The organism is Microbacterium capsulatum (genome assembly GCF_030865425.1).
Classification (GTDB): Bacteria; Actinomycetota; Actinomycetes; order Actinomycetales; family Microbacteriaceae; genus Microbacterium; species Microbacterium capsulatum.
In genome coordinates this window covers 43,091-67,493 of the sequence record NZ_JAVFCB010000014.1, presented here as the reverse complement: position 1 = coordinate 67,493, position 24,403 = coordinate 43,091, and the positions used below count along the sequence as shown (strand labels likewise).

Here is a 24,403-nt window from a genome sequence, read left to right as displayed (position 1 = left end):
AAGGATCCTTCCAAAGGGGGATGTGAATGTCGGCGCCCCGTGGCAGGGTGTTTCGTGGCCGGTTCCCGGTCCGTCCCCCCACTCGCGGGGAATCCGATCCCACAAGGAAGTCTGCCCGTGCTCGGAAAGATCCTCTTCCGCTATCTGAAGCGGTACAAGTGGCTGCTGCTCGGCGTGCTGGTGTTCCAGTTCGCCAGCGCCTACGCCTCGCTGTCCCTGCCGCGCCTGAACGCCGACATCATCGACAAGGGCGTCGCGAACGCCGACACCGGCTACATCTGGTCGCACGGCGCGTTCATGCTCGCCGTCTCGCTCGGCCAGATCGTCGCCTCCGTCATCGCGACCTTCTTCGCCGCCCGCGCGGCCATGAGCATGGGCCGCGACCTCCGCGGCGACGTGTTCGCGCGCGTCAGCGGGTTCTCCGAGCGCGAGGTCTCGCACTTCGGCGCCGGATCCCTGATCACCCGCAACACGAACGACGTGCAGCAGGTGCAGATGCTCGCGATGATGGGCTCGACGATGTTCGTCACCGCGCCGCTGCTCGCGATCGGCGGCATCATCTACGCCCTGCAGACCAGCCTCGAGCTGAGCTGGGTCATCGCCGTATCGGTGCCCGCGCTGCTCATCGTCGCCGGTCTCATCATCGGTCGCATGGTCCCGCTGTTCCGCAGCTACCAGGGCAAGCTCGACAACGTCAACCGCATCATGCGCGAGCAGCTCACCGGCGTCCGCGTGGTGCGCGCGTTCGTGCGCGAGCGCATCGAGGAGGAGCGCTTCCGCGGTGCGAACACCGACATCATGGTCGTCGGCCGCAACGTCGGATCCCTCTTCGTGCTGCTCTTTCCGCTGTTCATGCTGATCCTCAACGTCACGATCGTGGGCGTGATCTGGTTCGGCGGCATCGAGGTCGACAACGGCAACGTCCAGGTCGGCACCCTGTTCGCGTTCATGCAGTACATCGGCCAGATCATGATGGGCATCATCATGTCGAGCTTCATGGCGATGATGATCCCGCGCGCCGCGGTCTCGGCCGAGCGCGTCGGCGAGGTGCTGGACGCCGAGCAGAGCATGACCCGCCCGACGGACGGCGTGAAGGCGTTCCCGGCTCCGGGATCCGTCGCCTTCGACGACGTCGAGTTCACCTACCCGGGTGCCGACTCGCCGGTGCTGAGCGGCATCAGCTTCGCCGCCGAGCCGGGCGAGACGGTCGCGATCGTCGGATCCACCGGCGCCGGCAAGACGACGCTGATCTCGCTGATCCCGCGCCTGTTCGACGTGACCGGCGGCTCCGCCTCGGTCGGCGGCGTCGACGTGCGCCGGGCCGACGTGGACGCGCTGTGGAAGGGCATCGGGCTGGTGCCGCAGCGGCCGTTCCTGTTCACCGGCACGATCGCCTCGAACCTCCGGTACGGCCGCGAGGAGGCGACCGACGAGGAGCTGTGGGCCGCGCTCGAGATCGCGCAGGCGAGGGACTTCGTCGCGGAGATGCCGGACGGGCTGGACTCGATGATCGCCCAGGGCGGCACGAACGTCTCCGGCGGCCAGCGCCAGCGGCTCGCGATCGCGCGCGCGATCATCCATCAGCCCGAGATCCTCGTCTTCGACGACTCGTTCTCGGCGCTCGACCTCACCACCGACGCCCGGCTCCGCCAGGCGCTCTGGCGGGAGCTGCCGCATGTCACCAAGATCGTCGTCGCGCAGCGCGTCTCGACCATCACCGACGCGGACCGGATCGTCGTCCTCGAGGGCGGCACCATGGTCGGGGTCGGCACGCACGAGCAGCTGCTGGTGACGAACGACACCTACCGGGAGATCGTCGAGTCGCAGCTGGGGGTGGACGCATGAACCCTTCGACAGGCTCAGGGACCGAGAGGATCGGGAGCGTGGACAAGAAGGCCGCGCGCGCCGAGCGCATGGCCGCCCGCCGCGCGAAGTACGCCGGCCCGCAGCCCTCCGAGATGACCGAGGAGGAGCGGATCGAGGCCGAGCAGGCCGAGAAGGCGCGCCAGCACGGCGGCGGCATGTTCGACGGCCCCGCCCCCGGCAAGGCCAACCGGTTCGGGCCGAGCTTCAAGCGCATGATCGGGCTGCTGAAGCCCAGCGCGGTGTGGTTCGTGCTGGTCTCGTTCCTCGGCGCGATCGGCGTCGTGCTCGCGGTGGCGGCGCCCAAGGTGCTCGGCAGTGCGACCAACCTCATCTACGAGGGCGTGATCTCGCTCACCCTGGGCAAGGGCCAGAACGGCTTCCCCGGGTTCCCGAAGGGGACGAGCCAGGCCGAGGTGGTCAGCGCGCTGCGTCAGGCGCACCAGAACCAGTTCGCCGATATGGTCGCGGCGTTCAGCCCGTTCCGGGTGGGCGACGGACTCGACTTCGAGAGCCTGCGCTGGGTCATCACCGGCGTGCTGGCGATCTACGTCGGATCCGCCCTGCTCAGCTGGATCCAGGGCTACGTCATCAACGTGATCATGGTGCGCACGATGTGGCGCCTCCGTGAGGACGTCGAGGCGAAGATCAACCGCCTGCCGCTGTCCTACTTCGACAAGGTGCAGCGCGGCGAACTGATCTCCCGCGTCACGAACGACATCGACAACATCACGCAGACGATGCAGCAATCGCTGTCCGGGGCGGTCACTTCGGTGCTCACCGTGGTCGGCGTGCTCATCATGATGTTCTCGATCTCGTGGCAGCTCGCCCTCGTCGCGCTCGTCGCGCTGCCGCTCATGGGCGTGATCTTCGGCGTCATCGGCCCGCGCTCGCAGAAGGCGTTCGGGATCCAGTGGAAGAAGGTCGGCCGTCTGAACGCGCGCGTCGAGGAGGCCTTCTCGGGCCACGCGCTGGTCAAGGTGTTCGGCCGGGAGCACGACGCGCTGGAGAAGTTCCAGGCCGAGAACGAGGAGCTCTACCAGGCCGCGTTCAAGGCGCAGTTCCTGTCCGGCATCATCATGCCCGCGATGACCTTCATCGGCAGCCTGACCTACGTGGGCCTCGCGGTCCTCGGCGGGCTCATGGTCGCGAGCGGTCAGCTCCGCCTCGGCGACGTGCAGGCGTTCATCCAGTACTCGCAGCAGTTCACCCAGCCGCTCAGCGAGCTGGGCGGCATGGCCGCGGTCGTGCAGTCCGGCACCGCGTCGGCCGAGCGCGTGTTCGAGCTGCTGGACGCCGACGAGCAGGACCCCGACGCGGTGGACGCGCCCACGGTCACCGACGGCCAGGGTGTGATCGAGTTCGAGCACGTGGCGTTCTCCTACACCGAGGACCGGCCGCTGATCACCGATCTGTCGTTCCGGGTCGAGCCGGGGCAGACGGTCGCGATCGTCGGACCGACCGGGGCGGGCAAGACCACGCTGGTGAACCTCATCATGCGGTTCTACGAGCTGAGCGCCGGGCGGATCCTTCTCGACGGTCAGGACATCGCGGACATGGAGCGGGCCGACCTGCGCGCGCGCACCGGCATGGTGCTGCAGGATCCGTGGCTGTTCGCCGGGACGATCCGGGAGAACATCCGCTACGGCAAGTCGACCGCGACCGACGACGAGATCATCGACGCCGCCAAGGCGACCTACGTGGACCGCTTCGTGCACGCCCTCCCCGAGGGCTACGAGACGAAGCTCGACGAGGACGCCTCGAACGTGTCGGCCGGTGAGCGCCAGCTCATCACGATCGCGCGCGCGTTCGTCGCCCAGCCGTCGATCCTGATCCTCGACGAGGCCACGAGTGCGGTCGACACCCGCACCGAGCTGCTGCTGCAGCACGCGATGGCGGCGCTGCGGCACGGGCGCACCTCGTTCGTGATCGCGCACCGCCTGTCCACGATCCGCGACGCCGACCTCATCCTCGTGATGGAGCACGGCGACATCGTCGAGAAGGGCAACCACGAGGAGCTCATCGCGGCGCAGGGCGCGTACTGGCGGCTGTACCAGTCGCAGTTCGAGCAGGCCGCGAGCGACACCGACGCGGACGCCGCGCTCGTCACCGGCACGGTCGCCGTGCCCGTCGACGGGGCAGGGCGCTCCGACGGATCGCTGGTCTCCGAGGTCGAGGCGGGCGCCGCCGCGGTCATCGGATCCGGCACCGCGCCGGTCGCCGTGGCCGAGCGCGTGCGGGAGACCGCCGAGGAGTCGGAACGGTCGAGCATGCCGTCGATCGATTTCGAGGACGACCCGGTCTGACCCGCTCGTCACCACGGATTCGAAGCGCCGTCACCCCTCCGCGGGTGGCGGCGCTTCTCGCTCACCTCGTCAGGCCGAGCAGCTGCAGGGGATGCGTGATCCGCCACCAGAAGTCCGGGCCGTTGAGCGTGGTGCGCAGCGCGAGCGGCACGGTCGCGGAGTCGAGCGGGCCCTTCAGCGCGAGGGTTCCGGCCTTGTCGCCGGCCCTCCACGTCTTGCCGAGCGCGAACTGGGTGGTCGCGCCGGCGGCGGCGCCGTTCCACAGCACGACGCGGGCGTCGGCCGCGGCGACGACCTCGGTGGTCTCGCCCCAGGCGGTGTCGACCCTGCCGAGCGTCTCGCCCTTGATCACTGTCGGCGGCTGGTCCTTCAGCGCCGCCTCGACGTCGGCGTACAGCTTGCGGGAGACGTCCACGCGGCTCTGGCTCGAGGGCTGACCCAGCGCGGTCACGTAGATCCGCACGGTCGTGCTGCCGTCGGAGACGTCCTTGGCGGTGAGCAGGTTGTACTCGGTGCCCGCACCGTCCCCGATGGTGCCGGTCTTGATGCCGACGATCCCGGTGTCGTCGATGAGGCCGTTCGTGTTCTCCACGACGCCGGCGCCGGGCAGGTCCACGCTCTTCTTCCGCACGATCTCGGCGATCACCGGGTTCTGCTCGGCGAGCTGCCCGAGCTGGATCAGCGCGCGCGGAGAGGCGACGTTGCCGAACTCGAAGCCGGACGGGTTGACGACCGTGATCCCGCCGAGGTCGTGCTGCTGCAACCACCGGTTGGCGGCCGCGGCGTAGTCGTCGTCGGAGCCCCAGACGTCGTGGGAGAGCCGGTCGGCGTAGTTGTTCGCGGATCCGAGCAGGATCCCCTCGAGCAGCTGGTACTGCGTGAGGGATCCGCCGACGGGCACGTCCAGCGCGGACTCGTCGTTGCGCAGGTAACGCTGGTAGGTGCTGTGGTCGGCCCGCGTGAAATCGAAGCTCTTGCCCTGCTCGCCGACCTTCAGCGGCAGCTTGTCGAACGACGCGAGCACGGTGACGAGCTTGGTGATGCTCGCCATCGGCACCTTCTGCTCGTTCGAGGCGATCGTGCCGATGCCGTCGATCGCGACCGCGGCGCTGCCCGTCGTCGGCCAGGTCACGGCCGCCGAGGGGGCGGCCGCCGGCTGGAACGTCACCGCGGAGGCGGCGGGCGGGACGGAGCTGAGCGGCCACGACGCAGCGGTCGCGCCGTACGCCACGGCCACGAGCAGCAACGCGGTGGTCGGGACCAGCACCCCGGGCCGGAGCAGGGAGCGATGCGGCGCGTCCGCGAGCAGCGCGCGCGGCGCGGGGGCGGGTTGCGGGGCCGGCTCCTCGACGGCGGAGCCGAACGCGGCGATGTCCAGCCAGGAGAGCGCGTCGGTCGGCGTCGGATCGGTGCGCCTCCGGGAACGGCCCCTGCGTGCGGGTGCGTCCGGCGCTGCGACGGCGGGAACGTCGCCGGCGGATGCGGGAGCCGAGGTCTCCGCCGCGGGGGCGAGGGCCGCCGATCCGGAATCCACGGCGAGGGCCTCGCGCGCGATGCCCACCGGCACCGGGCTCGGATCCACGACCGCGAGAGCGCTCGGCAGCCCCTCGGCCTCCACGGCGGTGAGCGCACCCAGCGCGTCGTCCTCGACGGGCGCGGCGAGCACCGGACCCGCCTCCGCGGGCGTCGACGTGGGGAACAGCATCTCGGTGAGCTCGGGGAGCTCCACCGGATGCTCCGGTGCCGGATCCTCCAGCACGGCGGTCGCCGAGGCGACGCCGTCGGCGGATTCCGGGGCGTGCGGATCGACGTTGTCCGCGTCGCCCGCCTCGGCCCCAGAGCGGTCGTCGGTGTTCACCGTCCTACCGTATCGCCCGCGCCCGTCATATCGGGTCCCGGCGCTCGCGGCAACCCCTCCGCCGCGATAGGATGACCCGATCACCACGGGAGTCCGGCGAGGCCGGGCTGAGAGGAAGCGACCCGCGCTTCGACCGTCGAACCTGATCCGGATCATGCCGGCGCAGGGAGGAGTAACGATGATGCACACATCCGTCCGCGCGACCGAGACGAACGCAGACACCACCGGAGCCCGCGGCCTCCGCCGTCCGGGGCTCTGGCGCTGGCGCGTCGTCGACATCGTCGTCGCCAGTGTGATCGCGGTCGCCTGCGGCGGCGTGTTCCTGCTCTGGGACATCGTGTCGACCGGCCCGAGCGCCCTGCTCACGCCGCTGCTGCCCGGCCTGCAGGAGCTGCTCGCCGGCCCCTGGCTGCTCGCCGGCGTGCTCGGCGGGCTCATCATCCGCAAGCCCGGCGCCGCACTGTACGCCGAGCTCGTCGCGGGCACGATCGAGGCCCTGGTCGGCAGTCAGTGGGGCCCGCTCACGATCGTGTCCGGGCTCGTGCAGGGCATCGGCGCCGAGCTCGTCTTCCTCGTCTTCGCCTACGCCGCCTGGCGACTCCCGGTCGCGCTGCTGGCCGGCGCGGCGGCCGGCCTCGCCTGCGGGATCAACGACCTCGTGCTCTCCTACCCCGGATCCAGCGCGCTCTTCATCACGATCGCGCTGATCTCGGCGACCGTGTCGGGCGCCGTCATCGCCGGCCTCGGCGGCTGGGCGATCACGCGCGGCCTGGCGGCGACCGGCGCGCTCAGCCGCTTCGCCTCCGGGCGCAGCGCGGCAGCGCGGGTGTGAGCGCGGCCGGGACCGGCACTCCCGCACGGCTCGAGGCCCACGGCTGGGGCTGGCGGTACGCCACCCGCAAGCGGTGGGCGATCCGCGGCGCGTCGCTGACGATCGAGCCCGGCGAGCGCGTGCTGCTGCTGGGCGCCTCAGGATCCGGCAAGTCCACCCTGCTGCAGGGTCTCGGCGGCGTGCTCGGCGGTGCCGACGAGGGCGAGGCCGAAGGGTCCCTGCTCGTCGACGGCGTCGCCGCGGATCGCACCCGTGGGCGCGTCGGGATGGTGCTGCAGGATCCGGACACCCAGACGATCCTCGCCCGGGTCGGCGACGACGTGGCCTTCGGCTGCGAGAACCTGGGCGTGCCGCGCGCGGAGATCTGGCCGCGCGTGGACACCGCCCTGGCCGCCGCCGGACTGGACCTGCCGTGGGACCGTCCCACGGCCGCGCTCTCCGGCGGTCAGAAGCAGCGCCTGGCTCTGGCCGGGGTGCTCGCGATGCGGCCAGGGGCGATCCTGCTCGACGAGCCGACCGCGAACCTGGATCCCGCCGGTGTCGCCGAAGTGCGCACCGCCGTCGGTGCCGCGCTGGACGCGACGGGGGCGACCCTGATCGTGATCGAGCACCGGATCGAGGCCTGGCTGGGGCTCGTCGACCGGGTCGTCGTGCTCGGGGCGACGGAGGAGGGCACCGTGGTGATCGCCGACGGCGACCCGCGCGCCGTGCTCGAGAACCGCGCCGCGGAGCTCTCCGCCATGGGCGTCTGGGTTCCCGGCGTCGACGTCGCCGCGCGTGCGCGCGCCCTCACCGCGTCCGCGGAGGAGCGCGCGCCGGCGGGCCGGACCGTGGTCGAGTCCCCCGCCGGGGGATCCGTCCGTCCCGGCGAGGCGCTCCTCGTCGCCGAGGGACTCGTCGTGGCCCGGGCCAAGGGGATCCCCGTCGCGGGCCCGGTCGACCTGTCCCTGCACGCGGGGGAGGTGCTCGGGATCACCGGGCCGAACGGCGCCGGCAAGTCGACGCTCGGTCTCACGCTCGCCGGTCTCCTGCCCGGGCACGCCGGCCGGGTGCGCGCGACCGCGGCGCTGCACGCCGAGGCGACGGGGACGGATCCGTTCGCCTGGTCCTCGCGCGCGCTGCTCACCCGCATCGGCACCGTGCTGCAGAGCCCCGAGCACCAGCTGCTCGCGAAGACCGTGCGCGACGAGCTGTGCGTCGGACCCCGCGCGCTGCGGCTCCCGGAGGACGAGATCGAGGCCCGTGTGGACGACCTGCTGCGCCGGCTGCGCCTGGATGCGCTCGCCGCAGCGAACCCGTACACGCTCTCGGGCGGCGAGAAGCGCCGGCTGACCGTCGCCGCCGCGCTCGCCACGCGGCCACGGGTGCTCGTGCTCGATGAGCCGACGTTCGGACAGGACGCCCGCACCTGGACCGAGCTCGTCGCGATCATCGCCGAGGTCCGCGATGCCGGCACCGCCGTGATCGCGATCTCGCACGACGAGGATGTGCTGCGCGCCCTGGACGCGCGGCGGCTGGAGGTCGGTGCATGACCCCGTTCCCGGGCGAGCGCAGCGAGACGAGGGGCGCCCTGCCGGACGTGCGCCCGGTGCGCTCGGGCCCGATCGCGCCGCGCAGCGCCCTGGCGAAGCTCGCCGCAGCGCTCATCATCAGCCTGCCGCTGATCCTGTCCGTCGACGTGCTCTCGGCGTTCACCGCGCTCGTGCTCTCGGTCCCCGTCCTGCTGTGCTCCGGGCTGAAGCCGCGCGAATTCTGGCTGCGCACCGCGGTGCTCTGGATCGCGGCGCCGCTCAGCGCCGTCACGATCGCGCTGTACGGGCAGTCGAGCGGTGCGGTGCTGTTCTCCTGGTTCGTCGTGCACGTCACGGAGGGGTCGGTTTCGCTCGCCGTCGCGACGGCGCTGCGCGTGCTCACCATCGGACTGCCTGCGATCGCCCTGTTCGCGACGGTGGATCCGACCGACCTCGCCGACGGTCTCGCGCAGCGGCTGCGGCTGCCGGCGCGGTTCGTGATCGGCGCACTCGCGGGGATGCGCATGCTCGGACTGCTCGCCGAGGACTGGCGCTCGCTCGCCCTCGCCCGGCGGGCGCGCGGCGTCGCGGATCAGGGGCGGATCAGGCGCGGGATCGGCATGGCGTTCGCTCTGTTCGTGCTGGCGGTGCGGCGCGGATCGTCCCTCGCGATGGCGATGGAGGCGCGCGGCTTCGGCGCGCGCGACCTGCCGCCGCGGACCTGGGCCCGCCCGGCCCCGTGGACCGGCGCCGACACCGCGCTCGTCCTGCTGAGCGCGATCATCCCCGCCGTCGCGATCGCCGTCGCCGTGGCCGGCGGCACCTGGCACCTCATCCTCGGCCCGGCCTGACGCCCCCGGGTCGTCGGCCGGATCGTCCCGACTCCCGGTCCATCCCTGCTCCCGGTCCATCCCTGCCCCCGGTCCATCCCGATTCCCGGTCCATCCCTGCTCGCTGGTCGCGACACGCCCTCATTCGGGCCGCGAAGCGACGATTCGCGACCAGCGAGCGGGAGTGGAGGCACCTCGCGGTGCGGGATCCGGATCGCGCGGGGCGCGTCAGCCGTCCGTCGCCGGTGAGACGGCGGGGCGGTCCGCCTTCTGGGTCGCCGCCCAGGAGGCGAGCAGGCGCAGCCGCTCCGCCGAGGGCGAGCCCGGCTCGGCCGTGTAGACCAGCATGACGTTGCCCGGTTCCGCCGTGAGCGCGAGTTCCTCGTACGCGAGAGTGACCTCGCCGACCACCGGATGGTGGAAGCGCTTGGTGCCGGCGCCGTGCGTGCGCACGTCGTGCGCCGCCCACAGCCGGCGGAACACCTCGCTGCGGGTGGAGAGCTCGCCGACGAGGTCCTGCAGCTCCTTGTCGTGCGGATCCCGGCCCGCTTCCGCGCGCATGACCCCGACGCACATGCTCGCGAACAGGTCCCAGTCCGGATAGAAGTCGCGCGCGCCCGGATCCAGGAACTGGAACCGGGCGAGGTTCGGAGTGCGTCCTGCGTCGCCGATCAGCGGCGAGTAGAAGGCGCGGCCCAGCGCGTTGACGGCGAGCAGGTTCTGCCGGGGATCGCGGACGAACGCGACGCCGTCGGTGATCGAGGACAGCGCCCACTGCAGGCTCGGGCGGAGCGCGCCCGGCCGTGCGCTTCGGCGCCGGGCACGACCGCTCGCCGGGATCCCGTCGGCCGCGCGGGCGAGGTCGAGCAGATGCGCGCGCTCGGCATCGTCCAGCCGCAGGGCGCGGGAGACGGCATCGAGCACCGAGGCCGACGCCCCGGCGATGGCTCCGCGCTCGAGCTTGGCGTAGTACTCCACGCTCACGCCGGCCAGGGCGGCCACCTCGCTGCGGCGCAGCCCGGCGACCCGGCGGTTCGGCCCCGCGCTGAGCCCCGCCTCCTCGGGCGCGACGCGTGCGCGGCGCGTCATCAGGAACTCGCGCACCTCGGCCTTGTTGTCCATGGACAGCAGGCTATTCCGATCCCCGCCGTCGAGGGGTGCCCTGCCGGTACACGCTCCGGCAGGGCCTCCCGCGCGCGCCGCGGCAGGGGGAGAGTGGAGCCCATGACCGCTTCCGACACGAGCCGCACCGCGCACTGGAGCGGCGTGCTCGCCATGAGCCTCTGCGTCTTCGCGCTGATCGCCGCGGAGTTCATGCCGGTGAGTCTGCTCACCCCGATCGCGGCCGGCCTGGAGGTCACCGAGGGGGCGGCTGGGCAGGGGATCGCGATCTCGGGCCTGTTCGCCGTGATCACGAGCCTGTCGATCTCACGACTCGCAGGCCGGATGGATCGCAAGACGCTGCTGCTCGTGCTCACCGCGGTGATGACGCTGTCCAGCGCGCTCATCGCGGTGGCGCCGACGTACCTCGTCTACCTGGTCGGACGGGCGATGATCGGCGTGGTGATCGGCGGGTTCTGGTCGATGTCGATCTCCGCGGCGATGCGGCTCGTCCCCGATCACCACGTGCCCAGGGCGCTGGCGATCTTCAACGGCGGGAACGCCCTCGCGGCCGTCGTCGCCGCTCCGATCGGCAGCTTCCTGGGTGCCGTGATCGGCTGGCAGGGGGCGTTCTGGTGCCTGGTCCCGGTGTCGGTGCTCGCACTCGTCTGGCAGTGGATCAGCCTGCCGTCCATGCCGCCGCCGCCGCGCTCCGCTGCGCACGTGTTCGGTGCGCTCCGGTCGCGGACGGTCGCGCGGGGAATGGCCGCCTGCGGTGCCTTCTTCGCCGGGCAGTTCCTGTTGTTCACCTACGTCCGGCCGTTCCTCGAGCGCGTCACCCGCCTCGATCCGACGGCCGTCGCGCTCGTCCTGCTCATCGTCGGGATCGGCGGCCTGCTCGGAACCGTTCTGATCGAGCGGGTGCTCCGGCACGGGTCGCACGCGGCGCTCGTCGTGATCCCGGTGCTCATGGCGCTCATCGCGGCGGCGCTCGTGCCGGCCGGATCCTGGCTCGCCCCGGTCGCCGTGCTGCTGGCGCTGTGGGGTCTGCTGGGCACCTCGGCTCCGGTGGGCTGGGCCAGCTGGGTCGCGCACACCCTGACCGAGGACCCCGAGGCCGGGGGCGGGCTCCAGGTGGCGGTGATCCAGCTGTCGATCGCGCTCGGATCCACCGTCGGCGGCGTGATCTTCGATCATCTCGGCCATCTCGTCACCTTCCTGACCAGCGCCGCAGTGCTGCTGCTGTCCGCGGCGCTCGCCGCTTCGCTCCGCCCCCGTCGCGGTGACACGACCGCTGTCTCCGCCGTCACCACCACCCGCTGAGGAGAACACCATGCGTGGAGTCGTCATGCACGCGCCGGGCGATGTCCGGACCGAGGAGCTCGAGATGCCGGCCATCCTCGAGCCCACCGACGCGATCATCCGCGTCACCGCGACCTGCATCTGCGGATCCGACCTGTGGCCGTACCGCGGTGCCGAGCCGTTGCGCCCCGGCGGCCGGCGGATGGGGCACGAGTACCTCGGGGTCGTCGAATCGGTCGGCGCCGAGGTCACCGGGATCCGCCCCGGCGATCACGTCGTCGGATCCTTCGTCGCCTCGGACAACACCTGCGAGATCTGCGCGGCCGGCTATCAGTCGCGCTGCGTGCACCAGGTCATGATGGGGTCCGTCGGCACCCAGGCGCAGTACGCGCGGATCCCACTCGCGGACGGCACACTCGTCGCGCTGCCGGGGAAGCCGCCGGCCGATCTCGTGCCGTCGCTGCTGGCCGCCTCCGACGTGCTCGGCACGGGCTGGTTCGCCGCGGTGGCCGCCGAAGCCGGGCCGGGCAAGGCCGTCGCCGTGGTCGGCGACGGTGCGGTCGGACTGCTCGGCGTGCTCGCCGCACGGCAGCTCGGCGCGGCGCGGATCATCGTGATGTCGCGGCACGCGGACCGTCAGGCGCTCGCCCGGAGCTTCGGCGCGACAGACGTCGTCGAGGAGCGCGGTGCGGAGGGCGTGGACCGGATCAAGGAGCTCACCGACGGCCTCGGCGCGCACTGCACGATCGAGGCCGTCGGCACGCAGGAGTCGATGGATCAGGCGATCCGCGCCACGCGTCCCGGCGGCCACGTCGGGTTCGTGGGCGTCTCCCACGATGTGGCGCTCGAGGGGCGCGAGCTGTTCTTCTCGAGCGTGCACCTGCACGGCGGACCGGCGCCCGTGCGCCGTTTCCTGCCCGAGCTGATCGACCTGATCTGGGAGCGGAGGATCGACCCCGGTGCGGTCTTCGACCTCACCCTGCCGCTCGAGGAGGCGGCCGAGGGATATCGCGCGATGGACGAGCGCCGTGCGGTCAAGGTGCTGCTCACCACCGACTGAGATCACCACCGGACGCATCAGGAGAAAGGGATCATCATGAACATCGAACCGGCCGCCCCCACGGTCAAGAACCCGCCCGAGCAGTTCCACGGCGACGTCTGGCTCGACCGCATCGCGGCCCCGCACGACGCGGATCAGCGCATGACGGTCGCCCTGGTGCGCTTCGCACCGGGCGCGCGCACGGCCTGGCACTCGCACGCGCGCGGGCAGTACCTGCGTGTGACGCAGGGCGTCGCCCGCTTCGGCGACCGGGAGGGCAACATCATCGAGGTGCATCCCGGCGAGACCCTGTACACACCGCCCGGCCAGGAGCACTGGCACGCCGCCGCCCCCGGCTGTTTCATGGAGCACCTCGCGATGCTCGAGGCCGGCGACGATCCTGCAACGACCACGGTCTGGAAAGAGCACGTCACCGACGCCGAGTACGAGGGCAGGGCGGGAGCATGACCGGTTGGACCGGCGGACAGCGCTCGGTGGGCGACATCGCCCCGGCGCTCGCGCACTACACCGACGCGGTGCTCTTCGACGAGGTGTGGGAGCGTCCCGCGCTCGCGAAGCGGGATCGCAGCCTCGTCACCGTCGCCGCGCTCGTGACGCTCGGCGCGGTCGAGCAGCTCGATTTCCACCTCGCGTTCGCCCGCGACAACGGCGCCACTGAGGAGGAGCTCGTCGAGGCGATCACGCACCTCGCGTTCTACACGGGCTGGCCGCGCGCCATGGCCGCGATGGGGCGGGTCCGCGCCGTCTTCCGCGCGCCGGGGGAGAGCGCGCCGGACTGAGCCGCGGTCAGCCGCGCGGCACCGGCAGCTGCAGCAGCCGGTCGTCGCCCTGGCGCGGCGAGCCGCGGCCGTCGGTGTTGTTCGTGAGCACCCAGAGCGTGCCGTTCGGCGCGGCGACGACGTCGCGCAGCCGCCCGAACTCTCCGACGTACGCGTCTCGGGGCGTCGGATCCGCCGCCCCGATGTCGACCGCCCAGAGCCGCTCCCCGCGCAGGGCCGCGAGGTAGACGACGTCGTGGACGATCGCGATGCCGCTCGGACTGGCGTCGGCCGGACGCCACTGCACCACCGGATCGATCGTGCGGGGGTCGCCGGCCTTGCCCTCGTGCTCGGGCCAGCCGTAGTCCCCGCCCGGCCGGATCAGGTTCAGCTCGTCCCAGGTGTCCTGTCCGAACTCGCTCGCCCACAGCCGTCCCGCGCCGTCCCAGGCGAGGCCCTCGACGTTGCGGTGCCCGAGGCTGTACACGGCGGTGCCGAACGGGTTGCCCGGAGCGGGCCGTCCCTCGGGGGTGAGCCGCAGGATCTTGCCGCCCAGGTCGTTCCGATCCCCCGCCCTGTCGCGCTGCTCGGCGTCCCCGGTGCCCACGTACAGCATGCCGTCCGGGCCGAACGCGATCCGACCGCCGTCGTGGAACCGGGCCCGGGGGATCCCGCGGAACACGACCTCGACGGCACGGCGATCGAACCGCAGCGCTCCGGGGCTTCCGGTCAACGGGACCCGCACCACCCGGTTGTCGTCCGCGGTCGCGTGGTAGGCGTAGAGCCAGCGGGTTCCGGCGTCGTCGCGCACGGCGAGACCGTTCAGCCCGGCCTCGCCGCCCGAGACGACATCGGGCACGACGCCGACCTCGTGCAGGCCGCCGCCCGGCGTCCATTCGAGCACGCGTGCGTCGTCGCGCTGCGAGATCAGGGCGCCGGTCCCGATCGGCACGATCGACCACGGCGCGGCGAGACCGCTTGCGAGCACGGTGGGAGCGGCCGGGGCGGTCGACGGCGATATCATGGGCGCAGGGGTGCTCGGCCGCGGGGCCGTCGACGGCGTGCAGGCGGTGAGCGCGAGCGCGGCCAGGACCAGGCCGGCCGCGACGCGGGCGATCCTCCGTCGCGTCGTCGCGTGCATCATCGCCTCCTGACCTCCAGCATCCTCGCCACCCGGGGTGATCCACCACTGCTCGCTGGTCGCGACACGCCCTCATTCGGGCCTCCATGCGACGATTCGCGACCAGCGAGCGGAGTGGAGGGGAGAAACCGAGGGATCCGGATCGGGATCAGGCGCCGAGCCGGGCGCGGAGCGCCTGCTCCAGCACGACCGCGTGGTTGTGCACCGGATCGTGCGCGGCGTAGACGAGCGTGACGACCGGATGAGGGCGCAGCTCGTCGGCGAGCGCAGCGAGGGCCGGGCCGCTCTCGTGGGCGAGCTCGGCTCGGTAGCGGTCCGAGTACAGTCCCCAGTCGCCGGGCGGCGCATGGTGCCAGTCCCGGCGCAGTTCGGGGGAGGGAGCGGTGTCCTTCGCCCACAGGTCGATCGCGGCGTTCTGCTTCGAGACGCCGCGCGGCCAGAGGCGGTCCACCAGCACTCGGAAGCCGTCGTCCGCGGTGGCGGTGTCATAGGCTCGCTTGCGACGAAGATCCATGTCTCCAGCAAACACCCGATCCGCATCTCCGGCTCCGACTTTTCGGACGCGTTGAGACGCAGCGTCACGTAGGCTGAGACTCGGTTGCAGGTTTCGAAGGAGAACAGCATGCAGATCCAAGGATCGGGTGCCCTCGTCACGGGCGGCGCCTCGGGGCTCGGCCTCGCCACCGCGCGACGCCTCGCCGCCGCGGGCGCGACCGTGACGATCGTCGACCTGCCCTCCTCGAAGGGTGCCGAGCTCGCCGCCGAGCTGGGCGGCGTCTTCGCCCCGGCCGACGTGACCAGCCCCGACGAGGTGGCCGCCGCGGTCGCCGCCGCGCAGGCCGCCGCCCCGCTGCGCATCGTCGTGAACTGCGCGGGCATCGCCCCGCCCGCGAAGGTGCTCGACCGCGACGGCAACCCCACGGACCTCGCCGCGTTCGAGCGGATCATCCGGATCAACCTGGTCGGCACGTTCAACGTCATCTCGCAGGCGTCGGCCGTGATCGCCGCGAACGACCCATCGGAGAGCGGAGACCGCGGCGTGATCGTGAGTACGGCGAGCGTCGCGGCGTTCGACGGCCAGATCGGCCAGCCCGCGTACTCCGCGTCGAAGGGCGGCGTGCACGCGATGACGCTGCCGATCGCGCGCGAGCTCGCCCGGTACGGGATCCGGGTGTGCACGATCGCCCCGGGCATCATGGAGACCCCGATGCTCGCGGGCCTGCCGCAGGCGGCGCAGGACTCGCTCGGCGAGCAGGTGCCCTACCCGGCTCGGCTCGGCCGCCCCGACGAGTACGCCTCGCTCGTGCAGCAGATCGTCGAGAACGGCTACCTGAACGGCGAGACGATCCGCCTCGATGGCGCGATCCGCATGGCGCCGCGCTGACCTGATCCGCCCGCGACGACCAGACGCGCTTCGCCCCGAGCCACTCCCATTCCCGTCGCGAAATCTGTCGCTCTGACGGGCGGATGGCGACAGGAAACGCGACGGGAGCAGTGAGACACACCTGTGAGAACCGAGGATCCCATGACCGAGAACAAGCCCCTCGCGGGCAAGACCATGCTGATGTCGGGCGGCAGCCGCGGCATCGGCCTCGCGATCGCACTGCGCGCCGCCGCCGACGGCGCGAACGTCGCCCTGCTCGCGAAGACCGACACCCCGCACCCGAGGCTCGAGGGCACGATCCACACCGCCGCGGAGCAGATCCGGGCGGCGGGCGGACGGGCTCTGCCGATCCTCGGCGACGTGCGCGACGACGAGAGCATCACCGAGGCCGTGCTGAAGACGCAGGGCGAGTTCGGCGGGATCGACATCGTCGTCAACAACGCGAGCGTGATCGACCTGTCCGGATCCCTCGACCTCGCGGCGAAGAAGTACGACCTCATGCAGGACGTCAACGTGCGCGGCACGTTCATGCTGTCGCGCGCGGCGGTCCCGGTCCTGAAGGACTCCCCGAACCCGCACATCCTGTCGCTCTCGCCGCCGCTGAACGTCACCCCGCGCTGGCTCGGCGCGCACACCGGCTACACGCTCGCGAAATACGGTATGACGATGGCGACGCTCGGGATGGCGGCCGAGTTCGGCAAGGACGGCATCGCCGCCAACACGCTCTGGCCGCGCACGACCATCGCGACCGCGGCCGTGCAGAACGTGATCGGCGGCGACCGGCTGATGGCCGTGAGCCGCACCCCGGCGATCTACGCCGACGCCGCCTACGCGGTGATCACGAAGTCCGCCCGCGAGCTGACCGGGCAGACCCTCGTGGTGGAGGACGTGCTCGAGGCCGAGGGCGTCACCGACTTCTCCGGTTACGCGGCCGTGCCCGGCACCCCGGACGACCGGATGTACCCGGACATCTTCCTGGACTGATCGTCCGGGACTGATCCCCGATCGGGGATCCATCGACTGCGGGGCCGTGACGGGAGGGTCGCGGCCCCGCTTCTTCGTCAGGCCTTGTCGATCTCGGCGACGATCGCGGCGTAGCCCCGGGAGGACGCGAGGTCGCGCGGCAGCACACCGTCGCCGTCGCGGATCGTGATGTCGGCGCCGCCCCGGATGAGCTCGCGCACGATGTCGGCGTACCTCTGCGAACCGTCGCCCAGCACGATCGCCTCGTGCAGCGCGGTCCAGTTCAGGTTGTTGATGTGGTTCGGGTCCACGCCGGCTTCGAGCAGGATCTTCACGGTGCTCAGGTGACCGCGCTCGGAGGCGGGGATCAGCGCCGTGCCGCCGTAGCGGTTGGTGCTGCGCAGGTCGGCGCCGTGCGCGAGCGCCGCCTGGAGGATCTCGTTGTGGCCGCGGGCCCCGGCGTAGAGGTAGGTCGAGTCGACGATGTCGTCCTTGGCGTTCACGTCGGCCCCGGCGTCGATGAGGGCCAGTGCGGCCTCGACCCTGTTGCCCTTGGTCGCGGCGAGGAGCGGGGTCATCCCGCCGGCGCCGCGCGACTCGATGTCGGCGCCCTCCGCGATCGCGGCGCGGATCGCGGCGGCGTCGCCGGTGACCGCGGCGTCGTAGAGGCGGGAGTTGAGGGCGGTCATTTCGGCATCCGTTCTGGTGGGAGTGGGTTCAGCGGAACGCGGCGCGGTCGCCGGGCGGCTCGACGGGGGAGCGCTCGCCCGACGAAATCGGAGTGGCGAGAGGTCCCGAAATTGGTATACCATTTCAGAATCCGGATCCCCTGGGCGTAGGGGATCCGGATTCCTCATTTCCGCAGGTCTGCGAGCGCGGCGGAGAACCGCGTGGCGCGGGCCTCGATGTCGGCCCAGTCCTCGGCCGTGATCGACGCGCTGTGGGCGAGGTCCCCGCCGGCGCCGACCGCGACGGCTCCCGCCGCGAACCAGTCCGCGAGGTTGCCCGGGGTGACCCCGCCGGTCGGCATGAGCGGCGCGGACGGGAACGGCCCGCGCAGCGCGCCCAGGTACGACGGCCCGCCGAGCGATGCCGGGAAGATCTTCACCACGTCGACCCCGAGCCGCAGGGCCGTCATCACTTCGGTCGGGGTGAGCGCCCCGGTCATCACGACCGCGCCGGTGTCCTGCATCGTGCGGGTGAGGTCGGGCAGTGTGCCCGGGCTCACGAGGAACGCGGCGCCGGCCTCGGCTGCGGCGTGTGCCTCGGCGTCCGTGGTGACGGTGCCCGCGCCGACGTACGCGGCGTCACCGTGGCGGGCGATGAGCTCGCGGATCACGGCGGGGGCGTCGGGGGTGGAGTAGGTGACCTCGATCCCGGTGACGCCGCCGCGGATGAGCGCCTCGGCGGTCTGCAGCGCCGCCTCGGGGGAGGGGGCGCGGAGCACGGCGAGGACTCCGGTGGATCGGGTGCGGGCGAGGCGGTCGCTCATGGGGCTCCTTCGGATCGGGGATTGCTCCCATTGTGCACGGCCCCGGGCCCCGGAACGGCGCTGTTCCCGGGCCGGCGGCGGCCGCGGGTCGCGCGGGATCCGTCCAGGCTGTTCGCACCTGCGAGGCCCTACCCTGGAACCATGTCCGAGACTCCTGCGTCCGCCCGCTCCGGCGCGCCCACGAAGCGCGCCCAGGTGCGCCCCGCCACTGAAGGCTGGACGCAGAAGAAGGACGCCGAGGGGCGCCCGCTCCTGCAGTTCGCCAGCCCTCGCCGCGGCAAGCCCCCGGTGCACCTCGCCGACCTCACGCCCGCCGAGCGCGTCGAGAAGGTGAAGGAGCTGGGCCTGCCCGGCTTCCGCGCCAAGCAGCTGGCCACGCACTACTTCACGCACTACACGTCGGATCCCGCGCACATGACGGATCTGCCCGCCGCGCAGCGCGATGAGCTCGTCGCCGGCATGCTGCCGCCGCTGCTCACCGAGGTGCGCCGGCTGGAGACCGACCGCGGCGACACGATCAAGTTCCTCTGGCGTCTGCACGACGGCGCGCTCGTCGAGTCGGTGCTCATGCGCTATCCGGGCCGGATCACCCTGTGCGTGTCGAGCCAGGCGGGCTGCGGCATGAACTGCCCGTTCTGCGCCACCGGCCAGGCCGGTCTCACCCGCAACATGTCGACGGCGGAGATCGTCGACCAGATCGTGCGCGCGAACCGTCTCATCGCGGAGGGCGGCCTCGGCGGGAAGAAGGCCGACGACCACTCGATGGAGCGCGTCTCGAACATCGTGTTCATGGGGATGGGCGAACCGCTCGCGAACTACAAGCGCGTGATGGACGCGGTGCGGATCATGGTCGCGGCGCAGCCCGACGGCCTCGGCATGAGCGCGCGGGGCATCACGGTCTCGACCGTGGGCCTGGTCCCGGCGATCCACAAGCTCGCCGACGAGAACATCCCGGTCACCTTCGCGCTCTCGCTGCACGCGCCGGACGACCACCTGCGCGACGAGCTCATCCCGGTCAACTCCCGGTGGAAGGTCGACGAGGCTCTCGACGCCGCCCGCGAGTACTTCGAGAAGACCGGCCGCCGCGTCTCGATCGAGTACGCGCTCATCAAGGACATGAACGACCACGCCTGGCGTGCCGACCTGCTCGCGGAGAAGCTCAACGCCCGCGGCCGCGGCTGGGTGCACGTGAACCCGATCCCGCTGAACCCGACGCCCGGGTCGATCTGGACCGCCTCGGACAAGTCCGTGCAGGACGAGTTCGTCCGCCGCCTGAACGACGCAGGCATCCCGACGACCCTCCGCGACACCCGCGGCAAGGAGATCGACGGCGCCTGCGGTCAGCTCGTCGCCACGACCGAGGACGAGGCGGCCGCCGCCGCGATGGCCTGAGCCTCCGCCGCCGACCCGGATCCTCAGTCGCCCGGAGTGCGCAGCCGCAGCAGCCGGCCGGATCCCTCGACCAGCTCCGCCCAGGAGCCGACGTCGACCGCGCACTCGGCGACCGCGCAGGTGGGGAACTCCGCGTACGAGCCGGTGAGTTCGGCCAGGGCGTCCGTCATCCCGGGGTTGTGGCCGACCAGCATCGCGACGTCGACGCCGTCGGGGAGGGCGGCGGCGACGTGCAGGATCGTGCGCGCGGACGCCGCGTAGAGCGCGGGATCCTCGATCACCGGCAGTTCGAGCGCCGCGGCGTAGGCGGCGGCCGTGCTGCGGGCGCGGGTGGCGGTGCTGGACACGATCCGCTGTACGCCGAGATCTTCGCCGGCCAGGCGCCGGGCCATCGCGGGCGCGTCGCGGCGGCCGCGGGCGTTCAGCGGCCGGTCGTGGTCGTGCAGACCGTCGACGTCCCAGTCGGACTTCGCGTGGCGGGCCAGCAGCAGCGTCTTCATGGCGCTCAGCCTGTCACGACGCGGCGGACTCGTCGAGGCCCCCTCCCCGCGCCCGCGCCCCCTCGGGGTGACGCGGTTGCGAGGGGGCGTCGACGAGGGGAGGGGGCGTCGAAGGCGCGGTGCGCTCGCCGGCGGTCGTGGACGCGTCCATAGCCGGCGCCCATGTTCTCCTGGGGTCGCGTCCAGGGATCGTGCACGGGTCTTACAGGCGGGTTTTCGTAGATTTGAGGGATGTCCTACTCCGCCCACAGACCCGGCCGCATGGATTCCCAGGGCCGGATCTCCTTCGACGTCGACGGACAGAACGACCCCGAGACCCCGGTCGAGGAGCCTCTCTACTTCGTCCGCGACTACACGCCCGAGGGCGGTGGATCCGCGGAGACCCTGCCGATCGACGAGCCCTTCATCCACGAGACCGCGACCGCGCCGACCGCGCCGGTCGCCCCGGTCGTGCCGCCGCGCCCGCCGGTGCCGGAGCCCGCCGTGGCCGAAGCCGAGCCCGAGCCCGCCGTGGCCGAAGCCGAGCCCGAGCCCGCGGTGGCCGAAGCCGAGCCCGAGCCCGCCGTGACCGAGGCGCTGCCCGAACCGGTGGCGCTCCCCGAGCCCGCCCCGCTCCCGCGCCGCGCTCCGAAGCAGCCCCGTGCGTCGAAGCCCCGGAAGCAGCCGCGCCCCGAAGGGTGGTTCCTGCGCCGCCTCGCGGTGCTGGGCGGCGCCGACGGCCTGATCCTGGACCGCGTGCCGAGCGAGCAGCCGCGCTTCGTGCAGATGTTCTTCGTGCTCGCGGGCACCGCGCTGGTCTCGGCGCTGTCGATGTTCTTCGCGCTCACCACGGGTGTGCAGGTGCTCGCCTGGATCGCCGCGCCGCTCGCGATCGTGTGGGCCCTGCTGATCTTCAACCTCGACCGCTTCCTCACCTCGACCATGCGCTCGACGCGCAAGGTCGGCCGGCTCATCGGCCTCGCGATCCCGCGGATCCTGATGGCCGCGATCATCGGCTTCGTCGTCGCCGAGCCGATCGTGCTGCAGGCGTTCCACAACGACATCGCGCGCGAGGTCACCACGACCAACCTGACCCAGGCGCAGGGCGACCAGAAGGCCGTCGCCGACGGGCCGGAGAAGAAGGCGCTCGATGCCGCCTCCGCGCGTCTCGCCGACCTGCAGAACCAGGAGTCCACGGGCATCGTCAAGGGCACGTCCAGCGACTCCGCCTCGCAGAAGGCCGCCCAGGACACCGTCACCAAGGTCACCGGCCAGATGGCCGACCAGCAGAAGGTCATCGACTCCGCCCGCGCGCTCTACCAGTGCGAGCTGACCGGCCAGGGCGCGGGCACCGTGCCCGGCTGCACGGGCGTGCAGGGATCCGGCGCGAGCTCCGACGCGGCGAAGGCGCAGCTCGATCAGGCGCAGCAGACCTACGACGCGCTCGCCGCGCAGCTGCGCCAGGCGAACACCGACCTCGACAAGGCCGACGCCTCCTCGAAGACCGCGACCATGGCGACCGAGGCGCAGAACCGCCAGCAGGCCAAGGACCAGCTGCCCGCCGCCCAGCAGGCCTACAAGTCCGCCCTCGACGCGTACAACGCCCGGGCGGCGTCCGTCGCCGGCACGAACGCGAATGCGGTCGGCCTGCTCAGCCAGATCACGGCGCTCGACCGGCTCTCGGCCAAGGAGCCCATTCTCGGCTTCGCGCACTGGCTCATCGCCGCGCTGTTCTTCATGATCGAGCTGCTGCCGGTGATCGTGAAGGTGCTCACGAGCTGGGGCGACCCGTCGCTGTACGAGAAGGCCGAGGCGATCGCCAAGCAGGTCGAGCTCGACCGCGTCACCTCCAAGGGTTACCGCGACCGCGCGGCGATCATCGCCGCCGAGGCCCGCGACCGCGCCTTCGCCGACGCGCACGACGCGGACATCGCCGCCGGTCGTGCTGCGGTGAACCCGGATCCGGTTCCCGAGGCGCCCACGACGGTCCTGCCGGTCGCGGCGGCGGAGGCTGCTCCGGCCGCGGACGCGCCGCACGCGCCGGCGTTCGCCCCGGCGCCGCCCGCCCCGTCGTGGCCCGTGCCGGCGCATCCCGGCGTCGGATCCGCGCATCCCGCCCCGTCGTCCGCGCACCCGGGCCGCGTGCCCGCCCGGCCCGGGACCGCTCGGGTCTGACCGCAGAACAGCGCCCCCTCCGGCTCGTGGCCGGAGGGGGCGCTGTCGTACGGGCATCGCGGAGGGTGGTCTACTCCTTCACCGACCCCGCGGTGAGGCCCGCCACGATCCAGCGGCTGGCGACGGCGAACAGGACCATCGTCGGCAGGATCGTGAGCACGGCCGCGGCCGACATCGAGCCCCAGTCGACGTTGAACGTCGAGATGAAGCCGTTCAGCGCGGCCGGGACGGTCCGGTTCTCCTCGGACTGCATGAGCACGACGGAGAGGAAGAGCTCGTTCCAGCAGTTCACGAAGTTGAAGATGAACGCCGCGATGATGCCCGGGGTCATCACCGGCACGAGGATCCGGAACAGCGCGCCGAGCCGGGAGCACCCGTCGATCATCGCCGACTCCTCGAGCGCGTCGGGCACGTTCTCGAAGAATCCGCGCAGCATCACCGTGGAGAACGGGATGCACACGGCCACGTAGACGAGGATCAGGCCGAACCGGTTGTCCACGAGACCCAGGTCGGTCATCATCGTGTACAGCGGTCCCAGCGCGATGAACGCGGGGATCATCTGCGTGAGCAGGAACGCGATGAGCACCGCCCCCTTGCCGCGGAACTCGAACCGCGAGATGACGTACGAGCTCAGCAGCGCGATCAGCGTCGACGTCGCCCCGGCCAGCAGCGAGACGGTCGCGGAATTCGCCAGGAACACCCCGAAGTTCGCGTCCTCGAAGAGCTTCGCGTAGTTCTGCACCGACGGCTGGGAGGGCCAGTAGTCGATCGGGAACCGGTTCACCGTCTGCGGCGACTTGAACGAGGTCAGCACGATCCAGTACAGCGGGAACAGGGTGATCACCAGCCAGAGCGCCAGGCCGATCGCCTTCGTGACCCCGCCGGCGCTGACGCGCGAGCGCGCGGGGCGGACGGGGCGGGAGGATCCGGTCCGCCCGGTCGTGAGGGTCATCGTCGCGGTCATCGGGTGGCCTTCCGCATCGCGAAGAGGTAGAACGCGCAGAACACGAACAGGACGGCCACGACGATGAGGCCGATCGCGCTCGCGGTGCCGTAGTTGCCCTGCTGGGTGAAGTTGATCATCCACGTGGTGATGATGTGCGTCCGGTTCGCCGGGCCGCCGCCGGTCATCGCCCAGATGATGTCCGGGAAGTTGAAGATCCAGATCACCCGCAGCAGCACCGTGAGGAACAGCGTGGTGGAGATGTACGGGATGACGATCGAGAACAGCTGCCGCGCCTTGCCGGCGCCATCGAGGCTCGCCGCCTCGAGGACCTCGTCCGGCACGGACTGAAGCGCCGCGAGGATCATGATCGCGAAGAACGTCACGCCGTACCAGACGTTGGCGACGATCACGGCGAACATGGCCAGTTTCGGATCGGCCAGCCAGGGCAGCGGCGCGGAGATCAGGTGCGCCTTCATCAGCAGGTCGTTCACGACCCCGAACTCGGCGTTGAACATCCAGCGGAACAGCATCCCGATGAGGAAGCCCGACACGGCCCAGGGGAAGAAGACGAGGGCCTGGTACACGCCGCGGAAACGGAACCGCCGGCGCAGCGCGAGAGCGATCAGGAACCCGATCACGAACTGCGGCACGAGCGAGCCGACGACCCACAGCACGGTGTTGACGGCGACCGTCGGGAAGACCGGATCGGAGAGGACCTTCGCGAAGTTGTCGACGCCGACGAACGGCGTGGAGGTGAGGTCCCACAGGTTGTAGTCCAGGAACGCCATGCGCGCGCCCTGGAGCATCGGGAAATAGGTGAACCAGCACACGAACACGATCGCGGGAGCCAGGAAGGCCAGGATCGTGAGCGCGTGCCGGGAGCGGAACGTCGTGCGTCGACGCCCGCCGGCGGACGTCCGGGGCGCGCCGCCGGCAGCGGGGCGGCGCGCCGGAGCGGCCCGGCCGGCGGTGCCGGCCGGGCGCTCGGGGGCGGAGGTCGAGGTCACGAC

At 71.8% G+C, this 24,403-nt stretch carries 22 protein-coding genes and 1 riboswitch; of the genes, 13 read left to right on the top strand and 9 right to left on the bottom strand.

Annotation, left to right across the window (positions count from 1 at the left end; genetic code table 11):
- Positions 1-117: 117 nt before the first annotated feature.
- Positions 118-1,845, top strand: coding sequence for an ABC transporter ATP-binding protein (locus RBR11_RS17790; protein ID WP_308490723.1), 1,728 nt, complete (start codon positions 118-120; stop codon positions 1,843-1,845).
- A 68-nt stretch (positions 1,846-1,913) separates the two neighbouring features.
- Positions 1,914-4,169, top strand: a complete 2,256-nt coding sequence (locus RBR11_RS17785) for an ABC transporter ATP-binding protein (RefSeq protein WP_308490728.1) — start codon at positions 1,914-1,916, stop codon at positions 4,167-4,169.
- Between the two features lie 61 nt (positions 4,170-4,230).
- On the opposite strand, the gene RBR11_RS17780 is transcribed toward RBR11_RS17785, so the two are convergent.
- A complete protein-coding gene (locus RBR11_RS17780) occupies positions 4,231-6,027 on the bottom strand; it encodes a D-alanyl-D-alanine carboxypeptidase (protein WP_308490722.1) in 1,797 nt (598 codons plus the stop codon).
- Positions 6,028-6,102: 75 nt separating this feature from the next.
- Positions 6,103-6,213: riboswitch (TPP riboswitch) on the top strand.
- Between RBR11_RS17780 and RBR11_RS17775 the strand changes: the two genes are divergently transcribed.
- The 3 genes from RBR11_RS17775 (at position 6,209) to RBR11_RS17765 (ending at position 9,221) form a co-directional block, all read left to right on the top strand.
- The gene (locus RBR11_RS17775) at positions 6,209-6,859 is read left to right on the top strand and encodes an ECF transporter S component (RefSeq protein ID WP_308490727.1); all 651 of its coding nucleotides are present in this window, start codon (positions 6,209-6,211) and stop codon (positions 6,857-6,859) included. (Overlaps the previous riboswitch by 5 nt.)
- Complete coding sequence (locus RBR11_RS17770) at positions 6,856-8,391, top strand: ABC transporter ATP-binding protein (RefSeq protein WP_308490721.1); 1,536 nt, start codon at positions 6,856-6,858, stop codon at positions 8,389-8,391. Before RBR11_RS17775 ends, RBR11_RS17770 begins: the two co-directional genes overlap by 4 nt.
- Entirely contained in the window at positions 8,388-9,221 is an 834-nt protein-coding gene (locus RBR11_RS17765) for an energy-coupling factor transporter transmembrane component T family protein (protein WP_308490720.1), read from the top strand. The genes RBR11_RS17770 and RBR11_RS17765 overlap by 4 nt, the downstream gene beginning before the upstream one ends.
- Positions 9,222-9,428: 207 nt before the next feature.
- On the opposite strand, the gene RBR11_RS17760 is transcribed toward RBR11_RS17765, so the two are convergent.
- On the bottom strand, positions 9,429-10,322 hold the full coding sequence (locus RBR11_RS17760) for a helix-turn-helix transcriptional regulator (RefSeq protein ID WP_308490719.1): 894 nt from the start codon (positions 10,320-10,322) through the stop codon (positions 9,429-9,431).
- Positions 10,323-10,424: 102 nt separating this feature from the next.
- Here RBR11_RS17760 and RBR11_RS17755 point away from each other — a divergent pair, with 102 nt between their 5' ends.
- Genes RBR11_RS17755 through RBR11_RS17740 form a run of 4 tightly spaced genes read left to right on the top strand, consistent with a single transcriptional unit; the run spans position 10,425 to position 13,442 of the window.
- Positions 10,425-11,624: an MFS transporter gene (locus tag RBR11_RS17755; RefSeq protein ID WP_308490718.1), complete on the top strand. Its 1,200-nt coding sequence runs from the start codon at positions 10,425-10,427 to the stop codon at positions 11,622-11,624.
- 10 nt (positions 11,625-11,634) lie between these two features.
- Positions 11,635-12,663, top strand: a complete 1,029-nt coding sequence (locus tag RBR11_RS17750; protein ID WP_308490717.1) for a zinc-dependent alcohol dehydrogenase family protein — start codon at positions 11,635-11,637, stop codon at positions 12,661-12,663.
- A 36-nt stretch (positions 12,664-12,699) separates the two neighbouring features.
- Positions 12,700-13,110, top strand: a complete 411-nt coding sequence (locus RBR11_RS17745; RefSeq protein ID WP_308490716.1) for a (R)-mandelonitrile lyase — start codon at positions 12,700-12,702, stop codon at positions 13,108-13,110.
- Complete coding sequence (locus RBR11_RS17740) at positions 13,107-13,442, top strand: carboxymuconolactone decarboxylase family protein (RefSeq protein ID WP_308490715.1); 336 nt, start codon at positions 13,107-13,109, stop codon at positions 13,440-13,442. The genes RBR11_RS17745 and RBR11_RS17740 overlap by 4 nt, the downstream gene beginning before the upstream one ends.
- Positions 13,443-13,449: 7 nt before the next feature.
- Here RBR11_RS17740 and RBR11_RS17735 read toward each other — a convergent pair whose 3' ends face one another.
- Positions 13,450-14,565 (bottom strand): PQQ-dependent sugar dehydrogenase, encoded by a 1,116-nt coding sequence (locus RBR11_RS17735; protein WP_308490714.1) that lies wholly within the window; start codon positions 14,563-14,565, stop codon positions 13,450-13,452.
- Positions 14,566-14,710: 145 nt separating this feature from the next.
- A complete protein-coding gene (locus tag RBR11_RS17730; RefSeq protein WP_308490713.1) occupies positions 14,711-15,076 on the bottom strand; it encodes a DUF488 domain-containing protein in 366 nt (121 codons plus the stop codon).
- A 108-nt stretch (positions 15,077-15,184) separates the two neighbouring features.
- Here RBR11_RS17730 and RBR11_RS17725 point away from each other — a divergent pair, with 108 nt between their 5' ends.
- The gene (locus RBR11_RS17725; protein ID WP_308490712.1) at positions 15,185-15,946 is read left to right on the top strand and encodes an SDR family NAD(P)-dependent oxidoreductase; all 762 of its coding nucleotides are present in this window, start codon (positions 15,185-15,187) and stop codon (positions 15,944-15,946) included.
- A gap of 141 nt (positions 15,947-16,087) precedes the next feature.
- Complete coding sequence (locus RBR11_RS17720; RefSeq protein WP_308490711.1) at positions 16,088-16,930, top strand: SDR family oxidoreductase; 843 nt, start codon at positions 16,088-16,090, stop codon at positions 16,928-16,930.
- A 77-nt stretch (positions 16,931-17,007) separates the two neighbouring features.
- On the opposite strand, the gene RBR11_RS17715 is transcribed toward RBR11_RS17720, so the two are convergent.
- Both RBR11_RS17715 and RBR11_RS17710 read right to left on the bottom strand, forming a co-directional pair.
- Positions 17,008-17,598 (bottom strand): ankyrin repeat domain-containing protein, encoded by a 591-nt coding sequence (locus tag RBR11_RS17715; RefSeq protein ID WP_308490710.1) that lies wholly within the window; start codon positions 17,596-17,598, stop codon positions 17,008-17,010.
- A gap of 164 nt (positions 17,599-17,762) precedes the next feature.
- Positions 17,763-18,401: a bifunctional 4-hydroxy-2-oxoglutarate aldolase/2-dehydro-3-deoxy-phosphogluconate aldolase gene (locus RBR11_RS17710; protein ID WP_308490709.1), complete on the bottom strand. Its 639-nt coding sequence runs from the start codon at positions 18,399-18,401 to the stop codon at positions 17,763-17,765.
- Between the two features lie 141 nt (positions 18,402-18,542).
- Here RBR11_RS17710 and rlmN point away from each other — a divergent pair, with 141 nt between their 5' ends.
- The gene (gene rlmN / locus RBR11_RS17705) at positions 18,543-19,793 is read left to right on the top strand and encodes a dual-specificity RNA methyltransferase RlmN (RefSeq protein WP_308490708.1); all 1,251 of its coding nucleotides are present in this window, start codon (positions 18,543-18,545) and stop codon (positions 19,791-19,793) included.
- Between the two features lie 23 nt (positions 19,794-19,816).
- On the opposite strand, the gene RBR11_RS17700 is transcribed toward rlmN, so the two are convergent.
- On the bottom strand, positions 19,817-20,293 hold the full coding sequence (locus RBR11_RS17700) for a SixA phosphatase family protein (RefSeq protein WP_308490707.1): 477 nt from the start codon (positions 20,291-20,293) through the stop codon (positions 19,817-19,819).
- A 231-nt stretch (positions 20,294-20,524) separates the two neighbouring features.
- Between RBR11_RS17700 and RBR11_RS17695 the strand changes: the two genes are divergently transcribed.
- Positions 20,525-22,447: a DUF4407 domain-containing protein gene (locus RBR11_RS17695; RefSeq protein ID WP_308490706.1), complete on the top strand. Its 1,923-nt coding sequence runs from the start codon at positions 20,525-20,527 to the stop codon at positions 22,445-22,447.
- Positions 22,448-22,517: 70 nt separating this feature from the next.
- On the opposite strand, the gene RBR11_RS17690 is transcribed toward RBR11_RS17695, so the two are convergent.
- Positions 22,518-23,411, bottom strand: a complete 894-nt coding sequence (locus RBR11_RS17690; protein WP_308490705.1) for a carbohydrate ABC transporter permease — start codon at positions 23,409-23,411, stop codon at positions 22,518-22,520.
- Complete coding sequence (locus RBR11_RS17685; RefSeq protein WP_308490704.1) at positions 23,408-24,400, bottom strand: carbohydrate ABC transporter permease; 993 nt, start codon at positions 24,398-24,400, stop codon at positions 23,408-23,410. Before RBR11_RS17685 ends, RBR11_RS17690 begins: the two co-directional genes overlap by 4 nt.
- Between the last annotated feature and the right edge of the window lie 3 nt (positions 24,401-24,403).

Bases quoted from the DNA above. Each gene is read 5' to 3' on its own strand.
- RBR11_RS17785 (WP_308490728.1), top strand. From the start codon at position 1,914: ATGGCCGCCCGCCGCGCGAAGTACGCCGGCCCGCAGCCCTCCGAGATG.
- RBR11_RS17730 (WP_308490713.1), bottom strand. From the start codon at position 15,076: ATGGATCTTCGTCGCAAGCGAGCCTATGACACCGCCACCGCGGACGAC.
- RBR11_RS17720 (WP_308490711.1), top strand. From the start codon at position 16,088: ATGACCGAGAACAAGCCCCTCGCGGGCAAGACCATGCTGATGTCGGGC.
- RBR11_RS17735 (WP_308490714.1), bottom strand. From the start codon at position 14,565: ATGATGCACGCGACGACGCGACGGAGGATCGCCCGCGTCGCGGCCGGC.
- RBR11_RS17765 (WP_308490720.1), top strand. From the start codon at position 8,388: ATGACCCCGTTCCCGGGCGAGCGCAGCGAGACGAGGGGCGCCCTGCCG.
- RBR11_RS17750 (WP_308490717.1), top strand. From the start codon at position 11,635: ATGCGTGGAGTCGTCATGCACGCGCCGGGCGATGTCCGGACCGAGGAG.
- rlmN (WP_308490708.1), top strand. From the start codon at position 18,543: ATGTCCGAGACTCCTGCGTCCGCCCGCTCCGGCGCGCCCACGAAGCGC.
- RBR11_RS17690 (WP_308490705.1), bottom strand. From the start codon at position 23,411: ATGACCGCGACGATGACCCTCACGACCGGGCGGACCGGATCCTCCCGC.
- RBR11_RS17755 (WP_308490718.1), top strand. From the start codon at position 10,425: ATGACCGCTTCCGACACGAGCCGCACCGCGCACTGGAGCGGCGTGCTC.
- RBR11_RS17725 (WP_308490712.1), top strand. From the start codon at position 15,185: ATGCAGATCCAAGGATCGGGTGCCCTCGTCACGGGCGGCGCCTCGGGG.
- RBR11_RS17700 (WP_308490707.1), bottom strand. From the start codon at position 20,293: ATGAAGACGCTGCTGCTGGCCCGCCACGCGAAGTCCGACTGGGACGTC.
- RBR11_RS17715 (WP_308490710.1), bottom strand. From the start codon at position 17,598: ATGACCGCCCTCAACTCCCGCCTCTACGACGCCGCGGTCACCGGCGAC.
- RBR11_RS17740 (WP_308490715.1), top strand. From the start codon at position 13,107: ATGACCGGTTGGACCGGCGGACAGCGCTCGGTGGGCGACATCGCCCCG.
- RBR11_RS17695 (WP_308490706.1), top strand. From the start codon at position 20,525: ATGTCCTACTCCGCCCACAGACCCGGCCGCATGGATTCCCAGGGCCGG.
- RBR11_RS17760 (WP_308490719.1), bottom strand. From the start codon at position 10,322: ATGGACAACAAGGCCGAGGTGCGCGAGTTCCTGATGACGCGCCGCGCA.
- RBR11_RS17710 (WP_308490709.1), bottom strand. From the start codon at position 18,401: ATGAGCGACCGCCTCGCCCGCACCCGATCCACCGGAGTCCTCGCCGTG.
- RBR11_RS17745 (WP_308490716.1), top strand. From the start codon at position 12,700: ATGAACATCGAACCGGCCGCCCCCACGGTCAAGAACCCGCCCGAGCAG.
- RBR11_RS17775 (WP_308490727.1), top strand. From the start codon at position 6,209: ATGCACACATCCGTCCGCGCGACCGAGACGAACGCAGACACCACCGGA.